Annotated in this window: 15 protein-coding genes and 3 tRNA genes; 7 read left to right on the top strand and 11 right to left on the bottom strand. The window is 41.2% G+C overall.

All coding sequences use genetic code 11. The features are described from left to right. Nucleotides 1-26: 26 nt before the first annotated feature. From FR932_RS18365 to FR932_RS18350, 4 genes are all read right to left on the bottom strand, one after another. On the bottom strand, nt 27-596 hold the full coding sequence (locus FR932_RS18365) for a DNA topoisomerase family protein (protein WP_019442392.1): 570 nt from the start codon (nt 594-596) through the stop codon (nt 27-29). Nucleotides 597-703: 107 nt separating this feature from the next. Next, nucleotides 704-1,180 (bottom strand): DUF494 family protein, encoded by a 477-nt coding sequence (locus tag FR932_RS18360; protein WP_019442393.1) that lies wholly within the window; start codon nt 1,178-1,180, stop codon nt 704-706. Continuing rightward, on the bottom strand, nt 1,180-2,286 hold the full coding sequence (dprA, locus tag FR932_RS18355; protein WP_019442394.1) for a DNA-processing protein DprA: 1,107 nt from the start codon (nt 2,284-2,286) through the stop codon (nt 1,180-1,182). Before dprA ends, FR932_RS18360 begins: the two co-directional genes overlap by 1 nt. Before the next feature lie 23 nt (nt 2,287-2,309). Then, a complete protein-coding gene (locus FR932_RS18350; protein WP_019442395.1) occupies nt 2,310-3,401 on the bottom strand; it encodes a LysM peptidoglycan-binding domain-containing protein in 1,092 nt (363 codons plus the stop codon). 105 nt (nt 3,402-3,506) lie between these two features. Between FR932_RS18350 and def the strand changes: the two genes are divergently transcribed. From def to FR932_RS18325, 5 genes are all read left to right on the top strand, one after another. After that, the gene (def, locus tag FR932_RS18345) at nt 3,507-4,010 is read left to right on the top strand and encodes a peptide deformylase (RefSeq protein WP_019442396.1); all 504 of its coding nucleotides are present in this window, start codon (nt 3,507-3,509) and stop codon (nt 4,008-4,010) included. A 22-nt stretch (nt 4,011-4,032) separates the two neighbouring features. Continuing rightward, the gene (gene fmt / locus FR932_RS18340; protein ID WP_019442397.1) at nt 4,033-4,986 is read left to right on the top strand and encodes a methionyl-tRNA formyltransferase; all 954 of its coding nucleotides are present in this window, start codon (nt 4,033-4,035) and stop codon (nt 4,984-4,986) included. 51 nt (nt 4,987-5,037) lie between these two features. Then, nucleotides 5,038-6,333, top strand: a complete 1,296-nt coding sequence (rsmB, locus tag FR932_RS18335; RefSeq protein WP_019442398.1) for a 16S rRNA (cytosine(967)-C(5))-methyltransferase RsmB — start codon at nt 5,038-5,040, stop codon at nt 6,331-6,333. 192 nt (nt 6,334-6,525) lie between these two features. Beyond that, nucleotides 6,526-7,902, top strand: coding sequence for a Trk system potassium transporter TrkA (gene trkA, locus FR932_RS18330; RefSeq protein WP_019442399.1), 1,377 nt, complete (start codon nt 6,526-6,528; stop codon nt 7,900-7,902). Nucleotides 7,903-7,923: 21 nt separating this feature from the next. After that, on the top strand, nt 7,924-9,369 hold the full coding sequence (locus tag FR932_RS18325) for a TrkH family potassium uptake protein (protein WP_019442400.1): 1,446 nt from the start codon (nt 7,924-7,926) through the stop codon (nt 9,367-9,369). Nucleotides 9,370-9,378: 9 nt separating this feature from the next. Here the strand turns inward: FR932_RS18325 and rmuC are convergent, their stop codons facing one another. Both rmuC and FR932_RS18315 read right to left on the bottom strand, forming a co-directional pair. Then, on the bottom strand, nt 9,379-10,737 hold the full coding sequence (gene rmuC, locus FR932_RS18320; RefSeq protein ID WP_019442401.1) for a DNA recombination protein RmuC: 1,359 nt from the start codon (nt 10,735-10,737) through the stop codon (nt 9,379-9,381). A gap of 8 nt (nt 10,738-10,745) precedes the next feature. Continuing rightward, nucleotides 10,746-10,982 carry a hypothetical protein gene (locus FR932_RS18315; RefSeq protein WP_019442402.1) on the bottom strand — a complete coding sequence of 79 codons (237 nt, stop codon included), beginning with the start codon at nt 10,980-10,982 and terminating at the stop codon, nt 10,746-10,748. 326 nt (nt 10,983-11,308) lie between these two features. On the opposite strand from FR932_RS18315, the gene FR932_RS18310 reads away from it, so the two are divergent. Continuing rightward, the gene (locus FR932_RS18310; protein ID WP_019442403.1) at nt 11,309-11,689 is read left to right on the top strand and encodes a TraR/DksA family transcriptional regulator; all 381 of its coding nucleotides are present in this window, start codon (nt 11,309-11,311) and stop codon (nt 11,687-11,689) included. A 155-nt stretch (nt 11,690-11,844) separates the two neighbouring features. Beyond that, nucleotides 11,845-12,345, top strand: a complete 501-nt coding sequence (locus tag FR932_RS18305; RefSeq protein WP_019442404.1) for a CreA family protein — start codon at nt 11,845-11,847, stop codon at nt 12,343-12,345. 92 nt (nt 12,346-12,437) lie between these two features. Here FR932_RS18305 and FR932_RS18300 read toward each other — a convergent pair whose 3' ends face one another. From FR932_RS18300 to FR932_RS18280, 5 genes are all read right to left on the bottom strand, one after another. Beyond that, entirely contained in the window at nt 12,438-13,157 is a 720-nt protein-coding gene (locus tag FR932_RS18300; RefSeq protein WP_019442405.1) for a hypothetical protein, read from the bottom strand. 179 nt (nt 13,158-13,336) lie between these two features. Continuing rightward, nucleotides 13,337-13,576: a hypothetical protein gene (locus FR932_RS18295; RefSeq protein WP_019442406.1), complete on the bottom strand. Its 240-nt coding sequence runs from the start codon at nt 13,574-13,576 to the stop codon at nt 13,337-13,339. A 302-nt stretch (nt 13,577-13,878) separates the two neighbouring features. After that, a tRNA-Pro gene (locus tag FR932_RS18290) sits at nt 13,879-13,955 on the bottom strand. 4 nt (nt 13,956-13,959) lie between these two features. After that, a tRNA-Leu gene (locus FR932_RS18285) sits at nt 13,960-14,044 on the bottom strand. Nucleotides 14,045-14,123: 79 nt separating this feature from the next. Further along, nucleotides 14,124-14,199 (bottom strand) — tRNA-His (locus FR932_RS18280).

Genomic DNA, 14,199 nt, shown 5'->3' with positions numbered 1-14,199 from the left:
GTTAAATTAATTGATAGTGTTAATCACTATTCTAATAAAGCACGCTTATAGCCACAGCTTTTCTGCGGACAAATAAGTTGTTTTCCATTACTGGTTTTCTTTTCCACTAAAATGCCCCATTTACAATCGGGACATTCTTCTGAAACAGGTTTGAAATTAATAATGTATTTACATTTAGGGTATTTATTACAAGAATAAAATATCTTGCCGAAACGTGATTTCTTCTGCAGTAATTCACCCGACTTACACTGCGGACAGTCGATACCAGTTTCATCTGGCGTTTCTGTTTTCGACATATAATTACAAGTGGGGAATTGGGTACAACCGATGAAAAAGCCATAACGGCCGCGTTTCAATGCGAGTTCGTGCTGACATTCTGGACATTCAGAACCGACAAGCACTTTGTCATCTTCAAAGTGAGATTGATTTGATAATGGGCGTGAATAATCACAAGTTGGATAATTATTGCAACCTAAAAAGGGCCCGGATTTGGCATTTTTAATACTTAACTCAGCACCGCATTGCGGGCACGTCTCGTACTCTTTCTCCAAGGCATGTTCATGAACTGTAAACAATTTTTCGTCATTTTTAGACATTTGAACAATTTTTAAGTAAATAATTGATGGGCGAATATTAGCAAAATCGACATATTATGCCAGTATTTAATGCAATTAAAATCGCCCTTTCACAGTATCATTCAATTTTAATGCAAGTAATTGAGCGTTTTTTCATGCACTAATTCTTCCATTTGTAGATAGGCTTGCTCACCATTTGGCACGTTAAAAAGCACCATAAGAATGACCCACTTAATATCTTCAAGATCTAAATTGGTATTTTCCAATTCAACCAAGCGGTCAATAGCCATTTCTCTGGTTTCAATGTTAAGTACGTTGATGTGTTCTAAAAATAACAGAAAACCACGACATTCCGTGTTTATGAAGAGTTGCTCAGTATCAGTATAAATCCGCATCGAACCAACGCTCGATACCAACAGGTGAGTTTGCACACCACCACTGCGTAATTCGACTAAATTCTCAATCCAAGTAATAGCTTTATGTATTTCAGCTTCAGCAAAACCGGCCTGAATTAATTCATCGAGCAAGTTATCTCGATCAACTAAGAACTCAGATTCATTTTGTTCATAAAAATTTTCGAAAAGATAAATAAGTATATCTAACATTAGCCCCTCCGTTGCGATCTAACATAACCACCGGGCACAGCATTGATCCAATTATCAAGTTCCAGTTCAATTAAACTCGTTAATACTTGGCTAACAGATTGCTGGCTGCGCTCAGCAATTAGGTCTGCTGTCGTTACTTCATAACCGACACTATCTAAGATAATTTGATTTGGCAATGAAACAGTTTCGGGATCAGAGTTGAACAGGTCTGTTTGCTCAAATTTCGTACGTACATTTATATATGTGAGTTCATCAGTAATATCGCTTGTTTGCGTAATCAGTTTCGCCCCTTGCTGGATGAGATGATGACACCCAGCAGCGGTAGGATTATCAACTACACCAGGCAAAGCAAAGACTTCCCTGCCTTGTTCAAGGGCATAACGTGCAGAAATCAATGAACCACTGTTTAGTGCAGCCTCAACCACAACGACACCAAGTGAAAGACCACTAACAATACGATTACGACGTGGGAAGTGTTCCGGCCGGGCTTGGGTAAAAGGACTGAATTCCGAAACCAACGCACCTTGTTCTCGGATCTGTTGGGCTAACTTGAGATGTCGTTTAGGATAAACATTTGCTAGACCTGAGCCTAACACGGCGATTGTGTCCCCCTTAACGGCTAATGCACTACGGTGACATTCGCTATCAACACCAATAGCCAAACCACTAGTGACAACGAGCCCTAATTGCACTAATTCTGCCGCAAAAGTGTGGGCATACCTTTTACCATAATAGCTCGGCGCTCGTGTACCAACCATCGCGATCTGTGGTTTCGAGATTAATTCCACGTTACCTTCGAGATACAAAAGCAGCGGTGGAGCAGGAATATTTTTTAATGCCAGTGGATAGTGATTATCAATGATAGGAATTAAGTAACGATTGTCTTGCTCTGCCAGCCAATTGAGACTGCGATCAATAGCCTGCCAATCTGGATGTAGGATGGCTTGTTGCTGCGCAGTATCTAAACCAAGAGATTGTAGATACTGCGCAGAACTAGTAAATAATTTAGTTAATGATGTTTTCTGTAATAATTTTAGCGCTCTACTGCCCCCTATTTTGGGAACGTCATATAATGCTAACCAATATTTATCTTGCTCATTAACCATAATTACCCTTTACTCCCTAGTTATCATAAGTTACTTACCTTATCGTTAAGTTTAATCACTTGAGAGCTATGTGTTATGAGTGCAAGGCTAACTTTGTCGTAAACTTTGAACACCATCATTTCTCCGACTCGTTCATCTGGGAGCTGTAGCTCATTTTTGTCAGAAAACAGCTTATCGTATTGGTTAACTTGATCAGTATAATCAAAATCGAGATCTTGCTCATGACGAATAATCGTTTTACCGCGCTTCAATACTGCAAATACATCACCAGCACCCACGCTATCACGCCAGCCCCGATTAATCACCACGACATCATTTTTACCAATCGCGCTGTACTGCTCATCAGCAGCAACAATTAAACCATCACTCGACAATTGAAAATTACGCGGTTGAAAATAAACGGGTAACCGATCTTGTTCTGGCATAGGCAATAATCGGTCGCCTTTACGCGCTTCTTTACTGCTTTTCAAAATCGATAATTTCGCGGGGATAGTTTCCGTCCCTGTATTAACAACGTGCGCTATCGCAATGAACTCAACTTCGTTACCGAGTTTTTCATTCGTCATTGGGTCAGTATAAACACGGCCCCGGCGATAAATACCGTATTGACCGGGCTTCAACGAACTTGATGCAAATATACTATGGCCAACAATGAAAGTGCTATTACCATCATTATTACCTAAGATCACAGGAGCTTGTTTTAATTTTTCATCCGTCGCCACATAATCCCGGCTCAAAAATGAATTAATTAATTTTAATGGTATCGTCGGAATAGCACGGCTACCTTTTAATTCAGGTCGTGCTTTAGGGGATACTTTAAGTATGCGTTTACGCACATGATTACGCACTAAACGCGGTTGACCATCAACAAAGATTAATTGTAGTTTATCGCCGGGGTAGATAAGATGCGGATCCGCTAATACAGGATTTGCATCCCATAATTGTGGCCACAGCCAAGGGCTTTGTAAATATTGACTTGATATATCCCAGAGCGTATCGCCTTTTTTAACGATATATTCAGTGGGATATTGATTTTTTAAGTTTAAGCTATCAGCGTGCGCTAAAAAAGGTAAAATAGCGGCTAAAGCAAAGATCAAACGACGTTTTATGGACATATCCTTTCCTAATTGTTGTTTGAACGCTTATATTTATAGTGATTATTGTAACGTTTTACGTCAAAATTAAGCGTTATTTGAATCCATTCAAAATAAGAAAGTACCATGGCTATATTAGAAGTTTTACATTTTCCTGATGACCGATTGAAAAAGATTGCTCAACCTGTGCAGGAAATCACACCAGCAACACAAATCATTATCGATAACATGCTCGAAACCATGTATGCCGAAGAAGGCATAGGTTTAGCGGCTGTACAAGTCGATATTTTACAGCGCATTGTCGTTATCGATGTGTCAGGAAAACGCGATGAACCTCTGATCCTTATCAACCCTGAAATTACCGAAAAAAACGGTGACACGGGGATTGAAGAAGGCTGCCTATCGGTACCAGAATCACGTGCTTTCGTGCCCCGCGCGGAAAGCGTGACAGTAACAGCATTAGACCGTGACGGAAATAAGTTTACACTAGAAGCGCATGATTTATTAGCCATTTGTTTGCAGCACGAAGTAGACCATTTGAATGGGAAATTGTTCATTGACTATTTATCACCGCTAAAACAGCAAAGAATTCGAAAAAAATTAGAAAAGCTAGCACGTCAAAACAAATAAGAATACAAATTAGGAATTAACCTTGACCAAACCACTACGTATTATTTTTGCCGGCACACCTGATTTTGCCGCCAAACACCTCTCTGCATTAATCAATTCAGAGCATGAAGTGATCGCTGCATATAGCCAGCCCGATCGCCCAGCAGGACGTGGCAAAAAACTAAAGCCAAGTGATGTAAAACAGCTTGCCGTTAGCCATGACATCCCTGTATTCCAACCCGTTAGTTTACGCCAGGAAGACGCTCAACAAGAATTAGCCGCGTTAAATGCTGACTTAATGGTTGTCGTTGCCTATGGCTTAATCTTGCCGCAGGTCGTACTTGATACACCACGCTTAGGCTGTATTAACGTGCACGGTTCATTACTACCGAGATGGCGCGGTGCAGCACCAATCCAACGTTCGATTTGGGCTGGCGATGCTGAAACAGGCGTAACCATTATGCAAATGGACTTAGGCCTTGATACTGGCGCAATGCTACATAAAGTCACATGCCCGATTGCGGATGATGAAACCAGTGCCAGTTTATATGACAAACTAGCAGAGCTTGGCCCACAAGGCTTGCTAGAAACATTAGCACAAATCAGTAACAACACTGCCGTTGCTGAAGTGCAAAATGACGAACAGTCCAACTATGCAGCAAAGCTAAGTAAAGAAGAGGCCAACATAGATTGGACGCAATCTGCTGTAGAAATTGAACGTCAAGTACGTGCTTTTAACCCTTGGCCAGTAAGCTACACCCAAATTGCCGAACAAAATGTTAAAATTTGGCAAACAAGCGTTAGCGATGAGATAACGGATGCACAACCAGGGACTGTTATTTCAGCAACTAAACAAGGTATTCAAGTCGCAACAGGCAATGGTGTATTAACACTATTAAATATGCAACTTGCTGGTAAGAAAGCAATGCCAGTACAAGACATATTAAACGCTCGTAAAGAGTGGTTTACTGTCGATCAATTACTTAATTCAATTTAATATTTATAACCGTTTAGCAATGTTAAACGGTTCTACTGCGGATATACATACATGAAAACCAGAGCTAGCGCTGCAAAAGTACTTTACCAAGTAGTTGATAGAGGCCAGTCATTGACGACAGCCTTACCGATTGCACAGCAATTATTACCTGCCAAGGATCGTGCTTTACTACAGGAGATCTGTTACGGCGTACTGCGCTGGTTACCGCGCCTTGAATTTATTAGTCGTCAGCTAATGAGCAAGCCACTAATTGGTAAACAGCGACCTGTGCATTTCCTAATTCTGGTTGGTTTATACCAATTAAAATACATGCGTATTCCAGCACACGCTGCAGTTGCTGAAACTGTTAACGCGATTAAAGTATTAAAATCACCTAAGTTAAGTGGCTTGGTGAATGCGATTCTACGTAACTACCAGCGCCAACAAGACGACCTAGAAGTCTTAGCAGACGGTAATGATGCGTGTAAATTTGGTCATCCAGGTTGGTTAATCAAGCGTATTAAAGCGGCTTATCCAAAGCAGTGGCAAGACGTATTAATGGCGAACAACGAGCGTCCACCGATGTGGATCCGCGTTAATCAACGACATCATAACCGTGAAGATTACCAAGCATTATTAGCCGCAGATGAAATTGTAGCAGACATAGTTGAAAGTGCGGATACAGCGTTACGTTTAGAAAAACCGACTGATGTTTACAAACTTGCAGGTTTTGTTGAAGGCCATAGTTCAGTACAAGATGGCGCGGCACAATTTGCCGCGCAATTCTTAGATGCACAGCCTGGTGAACTCGTACTTGATGCGTGTGCAGCTCCAGGTGGTAAAACAGCCCACATTTTAGAACGTCAACCAGCACTAAAGCATCTTGTAGCGGTAGATTTTGATGAAACACGTCTAGCACGCGTACAAGAAAATCTAACCCGTATGCAATTAGAAGCTGAACTAATTCATGGTGATGCCAGCAAACCAGAAGGTTGGTGGAAAGGCGATAAATTTGATCGTATTCTGCTAGATGCGCCTTGTAGCGCTACTGGTGTGATTCGTCGCCACCCTGATATCAAATGGTTACGTCGCGACTCCGATATAGCGCCATTAGTACAACTACAATCTGAAATATTAGATGCTATGTGGCAGCAACTTAAACCTGGTGGCACCCTATTATACGCAACATGTTCAATTCTGCCTGCTGAAAACAGTGAGCAAATTAGCCAATTTGTTGCGCGTACAACTGATGCAGTGCTAGTACCACTAAATCCAAACAGTGACGACCAAGCATTTAGCTGGCAGATCCTACCGAATACCCAAGGTATGGATGGTTTCTTCTACGCAAAATTACAAAAAAAAGCGTAATAATACCCAAGCTACTTGGGTAGGTATAGCCTTTATAGCCAACGGATAAATTATTATCATTTGGCTATAAACTATTGGCGTTATTAAACTATTGTCTTTAACTCTGCTTTAGCTTAGTTCGACTTTAGCCTAGATAGGCGTAGAATAGCCTTAACGAACAGATCACGACAATTTTATTTGGTGCGAGGTTAAATGAAAATCATCATTATCGGGGCTGGCCAAGTTGGCGGCACACTAGCTGAAAATCTAGTAGGTGAGAATAATGACATTACCATTATTGATCGCGATGGTAGTAGCCTAAGAAATTTACAAGATAAATTTGATCTACGTGTTGTTGAGGGTCACGGGGCTAACCCTGACGTACTTCGCGAAGCGGGTGCACAAGATGCCGATATGCTCGTCGCAGTAACCAACAATGACGAGACTAATATGATCGCTTGTCAGGTTGCTTATACCCTATTTAACACCCCGAATAAAATAGCCCGGATCAGAAACGAATCTTATCTAGACCACAAAGAAACTTTATTTCATAACGGAGCGATCGCGGTTGACCATTTAATCGCTCCCGAACAACTGGTTACCGATTATATTAAACGTCTTATCGACTACCCAGGAGCTCTGCAAGTAGTCAACTTTGCGAATAACAAAGTCGGACTCGTTGCATTAAAAGCCTATTACGGTGGTCCATTGGTCGGTAATGCCCTTGCTGCATTACGTGAACACATGCCCAATGTTGAAGCCCGTGTGGCGGCTATTTTCCGTCAAGGTAAACCGATCCGTCCACTTGGTACGACCATTATTGAAGCCGATGACGAAGTTTTCTTTGTCTCTGCAAGCAACAATATCCGCGCAGTAATGAGTGAGTTACAAAAACTAGAAAATCCTTATCGCCGTATTATTATCGCTGGCGGTGGTAATATTGGTGCTGCACTTGCGAGCCGTTTAGAGCGTGATTATTCGGTAAAACTGATCGAACGTAATATCACTCGCGCAGAACAGTTATCAGAAATGCTCAACAATACGATCGTATTCTGTGGTGACGCCTCCGATCAAGAATTACTAAATGAAGAACATATCGATCAAACCGATGTCTTTATTGCCGTCACCAATGATGATGAAGCAAATATTATGTCAGCCATGCTCGCTAAACGCATGGGCGCTAAAAAAGCCATGGTACTAATTCAACGCGGTGCTTATGTTGACCTTGTACAAGGCGGCACTATTGATATTGCGATCTCACCGCAACAAGCCACCATTTCAGCGCTATTAACCCATGTTCGACGAGCTGGTATAGCTAACGTTTACTCGTTACGTCGTGGCGCAGCTGAAGCAATTGAAGCCATTGCTTATGGTGATAAATTAACATCTCGTGTTGTGGGTCGCACAGTTGGTAGTTTAAAACTACCTGTAGGTACGACAATTGGCGCGATAGTACGTAATGATGCCGTATTAATTGCCCACGACAAAACCGTGATTGAACAAGATGATCACGTGGTGATGTTTTTGGTTGATAAAAAGTTTATCCCAGATGTAGAGAAACTTTTCCAACCTAGTCCATTTTTCTTATAAACACCGATAGAATATCGCTTTATGGTTAATTTAAAACCCATATTATTTATGGCCAGTGTCGTATTACGCGCCCTTGCCTTATTCATGATCGCGCCGTTGGTATTAGCTATATATACCGATGGCCATGGCGTGCCTGAATTCTTTAAATCCATCATTATTACGACAATTGCATCGGGTTTATTTTGGCATAAAGGTCGATCTAAAGAGTTCAAACTTGGTATCCGCGAAATGTTTTTGCTGACAACTTGTGTGTGGATAATTGCGTCTGCCTTTGCAGCACTACCGCTCATGTTGATCCAGCATATTAGCTATACTGATGCTTATTTTGAAACCATGTCAGGTATCACCACCACAGGTTCTACCGTATTATCAAATTTAGATAGCACTGCGCACAGTGTCTTGTTATGGCGCTCAATTTTACAATGGCTAGGTGGTGTCGGCTTTGTGGTAATGGGCGTAGCAGTACTACCTTATCTCAACGTCGGTGGCATGCGTTTATTCCAAACTGAATCATCTGATTGGTCTGATAAAAACACCGCCAAAACACAACATACCGCCGCCTACGTAATGTATGTTTATTTAAGCTTAACCCTGTTGTGTTATTTTGGTTATCTAAGCGCAGGAATGACCAGTTTCGAAGCTGTGAATCATGCCATGACGACCTTATCGACAGGTGGTTATTCCACTTCCGATCAATCGATGGCGCATTTCTCCAACGCTGCGCAATGGAATGGTACCTTCTTTATGTTTTTGGGGGGCTTGCCTTTCTTGCTCTTGATCACAGCCATTCACCGCCGCAATATCAAAGTCCTGATTAAGGATGCTCAGATCATCGGCTTTGCCAAACTGGTACTGATCATGACACTCACTATGTCGCTATACCTCTGGCAAAAAGATGTTTTCAGTCTCACCGATGCTATACGTATTAGTATGTTTAATATTGTATCAGTGGTCACGACAACGGGTTTCGGCTTAACAGATTTCGGTACTTGGGGGGAATTTACAACGGTATTATTTGCGGGTTTAATGTTTACCGGAGCCTGTTCTGGCTCGACATCAGGCGGCATTAAAATTTTCCGCTTTCAAATTGCCTTTACCTTATTTCGCAAGCAAATGTCACAGCTCGTTCATCCATCGGGGGTGTTTAGACAGCACTACAACGGTCGTAATGTCAATGATGTGATAGTGCGTTCTGTGGTTGCTTTTGGCAGCGCCTTTATTGCCACGATCGCCATATTAGCGGCGATATTGAGCCTACTCGGATTAGATCCTATCACAAGTATTACTGGCGCCATAACAGCGGTTGCGAATGTGGGTCCAGGATTAGGGCCAGTCATTGGGCCATCAGGTAACTTTGCTAGCCTACCCGATAGCGCAAAATGGGCGCTCAGTTTAGGTATGCTGATGGGGCGATTAGAGATCATGACTGTGTTAGTGCTCATAACCCCTGCATTTTGGAAAGGTTAACGTGATTGCTTATTCCAATAAGTTAACACTGCTTTTTTCGATTAGTTCGGCAGGTAATGGTTTTTTAACCTCAACACCCAGCTCCACAAATTGCTGTGCTTGTTTGATTAAATTACCTTTGCCTGTTGCCAGGCGTTTCATCGCCGAATCGTAACTATCTTGGGCTTTATCTAAGGCTCCCCCCATATCTTGCATATCATCGCTGAATAAACGCAGTTTCTCATAGATCTTGCCCGCACGTTCAGCGATTAATTGCGCATTTTGATTCTGACGTTCATAACGCCACAAATTATCAATAGTACGTAAGGCAACTAATAAGTTTGTTGGGCTTACCAACATAATATTATTATCCAACGCAAATTTCATTAAGCTTGGATCGGCTTCTAACGCCGCAAGAAAAGCCGGTTCCACGGCCACAAAAAGCAGTACATAATCTAATGTTTTCAAGCCTTGTAGCAAATGATAATCTTTGCGGCCAAGCTCTCGGATATGGCTGCGAACAGAGGTAACATGCTCTTGTAAAGCCTGCTTACGAGTGACTTCATCTTCCGCATTAAAATAGCGTTCATAGGCTGTTAATGACACCTTTGAATCAACCACCACATCTTTATCTTGGGGTAAGTGCACAATCACATCTGGTTGAAATCGCTTGCCATGTTCATTATTTAGACTCACTTGAACATCGTATTCATGACCTTCACGCAGCCCTGATTCCGACAATATTCTCGCTAAAATAACTTCGCCCCAATTACCTTGTTGTTTGTTGTCTCCTTTCAACGCCTTCGTGAGATTAGCTGTTTCACTCGACATCAATTGATACACTTGCTGTAACCGAGCAACTTCAGATTGCAAACTGTGACGCTCCTTCGCCTCATTAGAATACACTTCTTGAACTTGTTGTTTAAACCCTTCAAGTTGGGTTTTTAATGGCGATAACAGTAATTCCACACTAGACTTATTTAGTTCTTTGAAATTGTCGGTTTTACTATCAAAAATCTTATTCGCTAGGTTTTCAAATTGCTGTTGTAAACGTTGTTCTGATTGCGCTTGCAACGCCAGCTTTTCTTCATTGGCTTGGCGTTCTGTTTGCAAACGAATATCACTTTCACGCAACCGTGACATCACTTTAATAAGTTGGTTGTTTTGCGACTCTAATTTTAATTTGTTGTTGTCATGCTCTTGCTGTAACTGCTCATAATTATAATTAACGTTATCCAATTGCTGTTCTAACAACTCAACATCATGACTTAACGTTTGCATGGATAATGTCGCTTGCTGATTTTTACGCATCGCAATCAGCGCACAGATAATCGCGACACACATCGCGGTAATGTAAGGTAAGACTGGAAACAAGGAATCAATACTCATAAAATAAATCAATGACGGAAGAAGGAACTATGTGACAAAGTGCGGTCGATGTATAACCACGTAGCCAGGCAGCTAAGATAAAGGAAAAAAATGATCCATTTATGATAATTAGCCCCACTGTCAATATCGGCAAATGAGACATCAGCAATCACACTGTATAACCAGATAACAAGTGGAAAGAATAAGAAAACTAACAGTTTCCAGATAATCTTTAACGTCGGGCGATGTACAGTTATCGCTTTCATCAACATATTCCTTAATAGCAGGGCTTAATAATGCGCTAACAATAGCACTTAAATGTCAGCGTTAATGATTCTGAAAATAGATAATGATGTTAGCCTAACCTGCTCAAGATTAAAACTAATCTACTGAGGATAATCATAATCACAGCACATTTCAGAGAAAATAATACAGATTAATTAGCCATCCCCCTTGAAACGAGACAAAATACCCCAATTTGTAATTTTCAGTTATTTTTTACCAAAGTTGGGTTAATAACCCTATATTATGGGCAATGAAAATGTCTATTATGCTAATTAATTATAATCCGAATACGAAATAGGTAATATATATGAGCGATTTTATGAATGAAGGCCAAGTTGCCTATTTCAAAGAAAAACTAGAATCAGAGCAAGCTGAGATCCGAGCTCGCATCGAAAACCAATCAACGAATGTTGTTATCTCAGATAGTAACGAAATGGCAGACGAAATCGATCGCGCAGCCATGGAAGAAGCTCACCGTTTAGAGCTAAACCGCATAGATCACGATAAATTACATATCAAAAAGATCGTTAAAGCATTACATCGCATGGATAGCGGTGATTATGGCTATTGTGATAGTTGCGGTGATGAAATATCAATTAAACGCTTACAAGCTCGTCCAGAGTCGCGTTTATGCTTAGAATGCCAGTCAACTAAAGAGTTTACTGATCACAGCTTATACCGCCGTTAATACTGTGCAATACAGTCAAATAACCAACTCTGGTTGTTAGCAATAATACGGTAAAAGAGGGAAGGTATTAACAAATCGATGTTATTACTTTCCTCATTTATCATTCCGTATTAACCTGTAATATCTCCCATTCAAACCGCAATAGGAATGCATCGATGTTAAAGCCATTGTCAGCCAATTTTAAAAAACTTAGTTTATTGTCATTACTTGCCAGCAGTGTTGCGTTAAGTGGTTGTAGTGATGATGAGTCCGGTAAAATCAGCCTCGGTTTATTTACCACTAAAGATATCAAGATCAATAGTTTCGTTGACCCTGCAATACCAGGCGTCACTTGTCATGTTAGTCATATCGAAGCCGATTTAGATTTTTCAGATCCATCAGATATGGGCATAGCATGTCGTCAAACAGGCGAGATCACAGCAGCAATGCTTGCGACAATCGATACCTCAAAAGGCGGCGAAGTGATCTTCAAACAATCGAAGAGCATCTTATTCAAATCACTCAAAATTCGTCGTATTTATGATGCTGATAGCCAAAGTTTATTATATGTGTCGTATTCGACCAAAGAGATTAATGGTAGCTATAAACACTCATTGTCAACAGTGCCACTCTGGGCAACGAAAGCTTGGCAAGCACCTGTAGTCGTCACAAAATAGCGCCTCTGCATACATCATATATACGCTAAAAAGCATAAAGCCACTGTCATCAGTGGCTTTATATTCAACGTTCAAGAGTCTAGTGGATGAACTTAAAACGCCACAATAATACTCATGCCCATCACTTCTGAAAACAACAGTAATACCGTTGTTAGCGACACGATATTTGGCGTGTATTCTTGCTTGGTATAAAGTGGGATAGTCCACACAGCTAATGCCAGTAATAAGATAATCGCACGATAAATCACAAATTCTTGGATCAGAACCATGTTGCTTGACTCGAGGTGCATACTAGCGACAACCAGCAAGCCCAGCATCAGCAGTACACTACTAACGACACCTACGGCTGGTAAAATAACATTGAAGGCTTGTAAGCGATGTTTAGCACGTAATAAGATAACATGTGCAAATACCGCCCCCAGTAGTACAGACTCTAATAGTAACAATGGTTGTTGTTGCTGCCACAAGACTAATAACCCAGTAATAACAGCCAACGCGATAGGTAAGCGCAACCACGTACTCGGGATTGCACGCTTCCCCTCTAATCGAGATTGAATCAGGTTTTGTATAATACCAATAAATACAGCGACACCACCGATAACGAGAGTTGCAGTCGTTGCATATACCTCAATGCCAATCATCAAGCCTAACGCCAACACAGCCCAGATTGAGATCATATTTTCGGTAATACGTTTACGCTGCCCAGGACATACTTCACCCTTGGATAATACCAGCGCTAAAAAGCAAGCAGCGGTAATCGGCATCATGACAATAATAGGATAAACTTGTTGATAAAAACTGATTTCAGTCACGTGGCAACCCTTAGACAATACTAGATTCAAGTAAATTAGGTGCGTGAGTATATCAGTGTCATCTGAAGGTGATAATCAATAATTGCTTAAAATTGATATTTAAAATCCAGAGTACGCAGATAATCAAAATTCAGGTAAAAAAAAGCCCACTCACTAAGAATGGGCTTCACCTGTTTACTTTAGACTTTATTACCATGTTCTTGCTCTGAAATTAATGGTTCAACACCTAATATACGAGACAGTAAGTCAGCTTCATTCAAATTATCATCACTTAGCTGCACTTTAACTAACAGTGATTCAAATTGGCTTTGTTGCAAAACCTCTGAAATTCCCGTCATGCCACCTGCTGTTTTTAGCAAGGATGATATCACTGTATTCGCTCCTGAATCTCGTTGTTTAGCATCCCTCTTTTCATCCATAACACCCCCTAACAGCCCCTTCTTTCTACCCTTTAGAATATAATGAATACCCATAACAACACATTCAGGTAATCAGTGGAATCATCTGTGGACGAGATTGAGAGGTAAAACGGATAAATGACCAAGTGTCATATCAAGCGCAATAAGAACTGTGAAGTCACTACAAATAAACGCGATTAATTATAGCATTAGCGCAGAAAATACAAATAGATGAATAACAGCAGTAAACTGGATAGTCGGAAACGAAAAAAGCCTACTCATTGAGTAGGCTTTCTCGAATTCCAATTTCTTGGAAGAATAAGTGGTCGGTGATAGAGGATTCGAACCTCTGACCCCCTGGTCCCAAACCAGGTGCGCTACCAAGCTGCGCTAATCACCGAACATGGTGCGGAAGGAGAGACTTGAACTCTCACACCTTGCGATACTAGAACCTAAATCTAGCGCGTCTACCAATTCCGCCACTTCCGCACAATTTTTCAACTTACTAGCAGGTAACTCTAGCAAGGGTGATAACTCAATTCTAATAGAATATCAACGTTATCGAATATGGGGCGACTGAAGGGATTTGAACCCTCGACAACCGGAATCACAATCCGGGGCTCTACCAACTGAGCTACAACCGC

The organism is Moritella marina ATCC 15381 (assembly GCF_008931805.1).
Taxonomy (GTDB): domain Bacteria; phylum Pseudomonadota; class Gammaproteobacteria; order Enterobacterales; family Moritellaceae; genus Moritella; species Moritella marina.
The sequence above is the reverse complement of the archived record's forward strand: the minus strand, read 5'-3'. Positions and strand labels throughout refer to the sequence as shown.

Coding starts and splice junctions, on each gene's coding strand:
- FR932_RS18365 (WP_019442392.1), bottom strand. CDS start 596: ATGTCTAAAAATGACGAAAAATTGTTTACAGTTCATGAACATGCCTTG.
- FR932_RS18360 (WP_019442393.1), bottom strand. CDS start 1,180: ATGTTAGATATACTTATTTATCTTTTCGAAAATTTTTATGAACAAAAT.
- dprA (WP_019442394.1), bottom strand. CDS start 2,286: ATGGTTAATGAGCAAGATAAATATTGGTTAGCATTATATGACGTTCCC.
- FR932_RS18350 (WP_019442395.1), bottom strand. CDS start 3,401: ATGTCCATAAAACGTCGTTTGATCTTTGCTTTAGCCGCTATTTTACCT.
- def (WP_019442396.1), top strand. CDS start 3,507: ATGGCTATATTAGAAGTTTTACATTTTCCTGATGACCGATTGAAAAAG.
- rsmB (WP_019442398.1), top strand. CDS start 5,038: ATGAAAACCAGAGCTAGCGCTGCAAAAGTACTTTACCAAGTAGTTGAT.
- trkA (WP_019442399.1), top strand. CDS start 6,526: ATGAAAATCATCATTATCGGGGCTGGCCAAGTTGGCGGCACACTAGCT.
- FR932_RS18325 (WP_019442400.1), top strand. CDS start 7,924: ATGGTTAATTTAAAACCCATATTATTTATGGCCAGTGTCGTATTACGC.
- rmuC (WP_019442401.1), bottom strand. CDS start 10,737: ATGAGTATTGATTCCTTGTTTCCAGTCTTACCTTACATTACCGCGATG.
- FR932_RS18315 (WP_019442402.1), bottom strand. CDS start 10,982: ATGAAAGCGATAACTGTACATCGCCCGACGTTAAAGATTATCTGGAAA.
- FR932_RS18310 (WP_019442403.1), top strand. CDS start 11,309: ATGAGCGATTTTATGAATGAAGGCCAAGTTGCCTATTTCAAAGAAAAA.
- FR932_RS18305 (WP_019442404.1), top strand. CDS start 11,845: ATGTTAAAGCCATTGTCAGCCAATTTTAAAAAACTTAGTTTATTGTCA.
- FR932_RS18295 (WP_019442406.1), bottom strand. CDS start 13,576: ATGGATGAAAAGAGGGATGCTAAACAACGAGATTCAGGAGCGAATACA.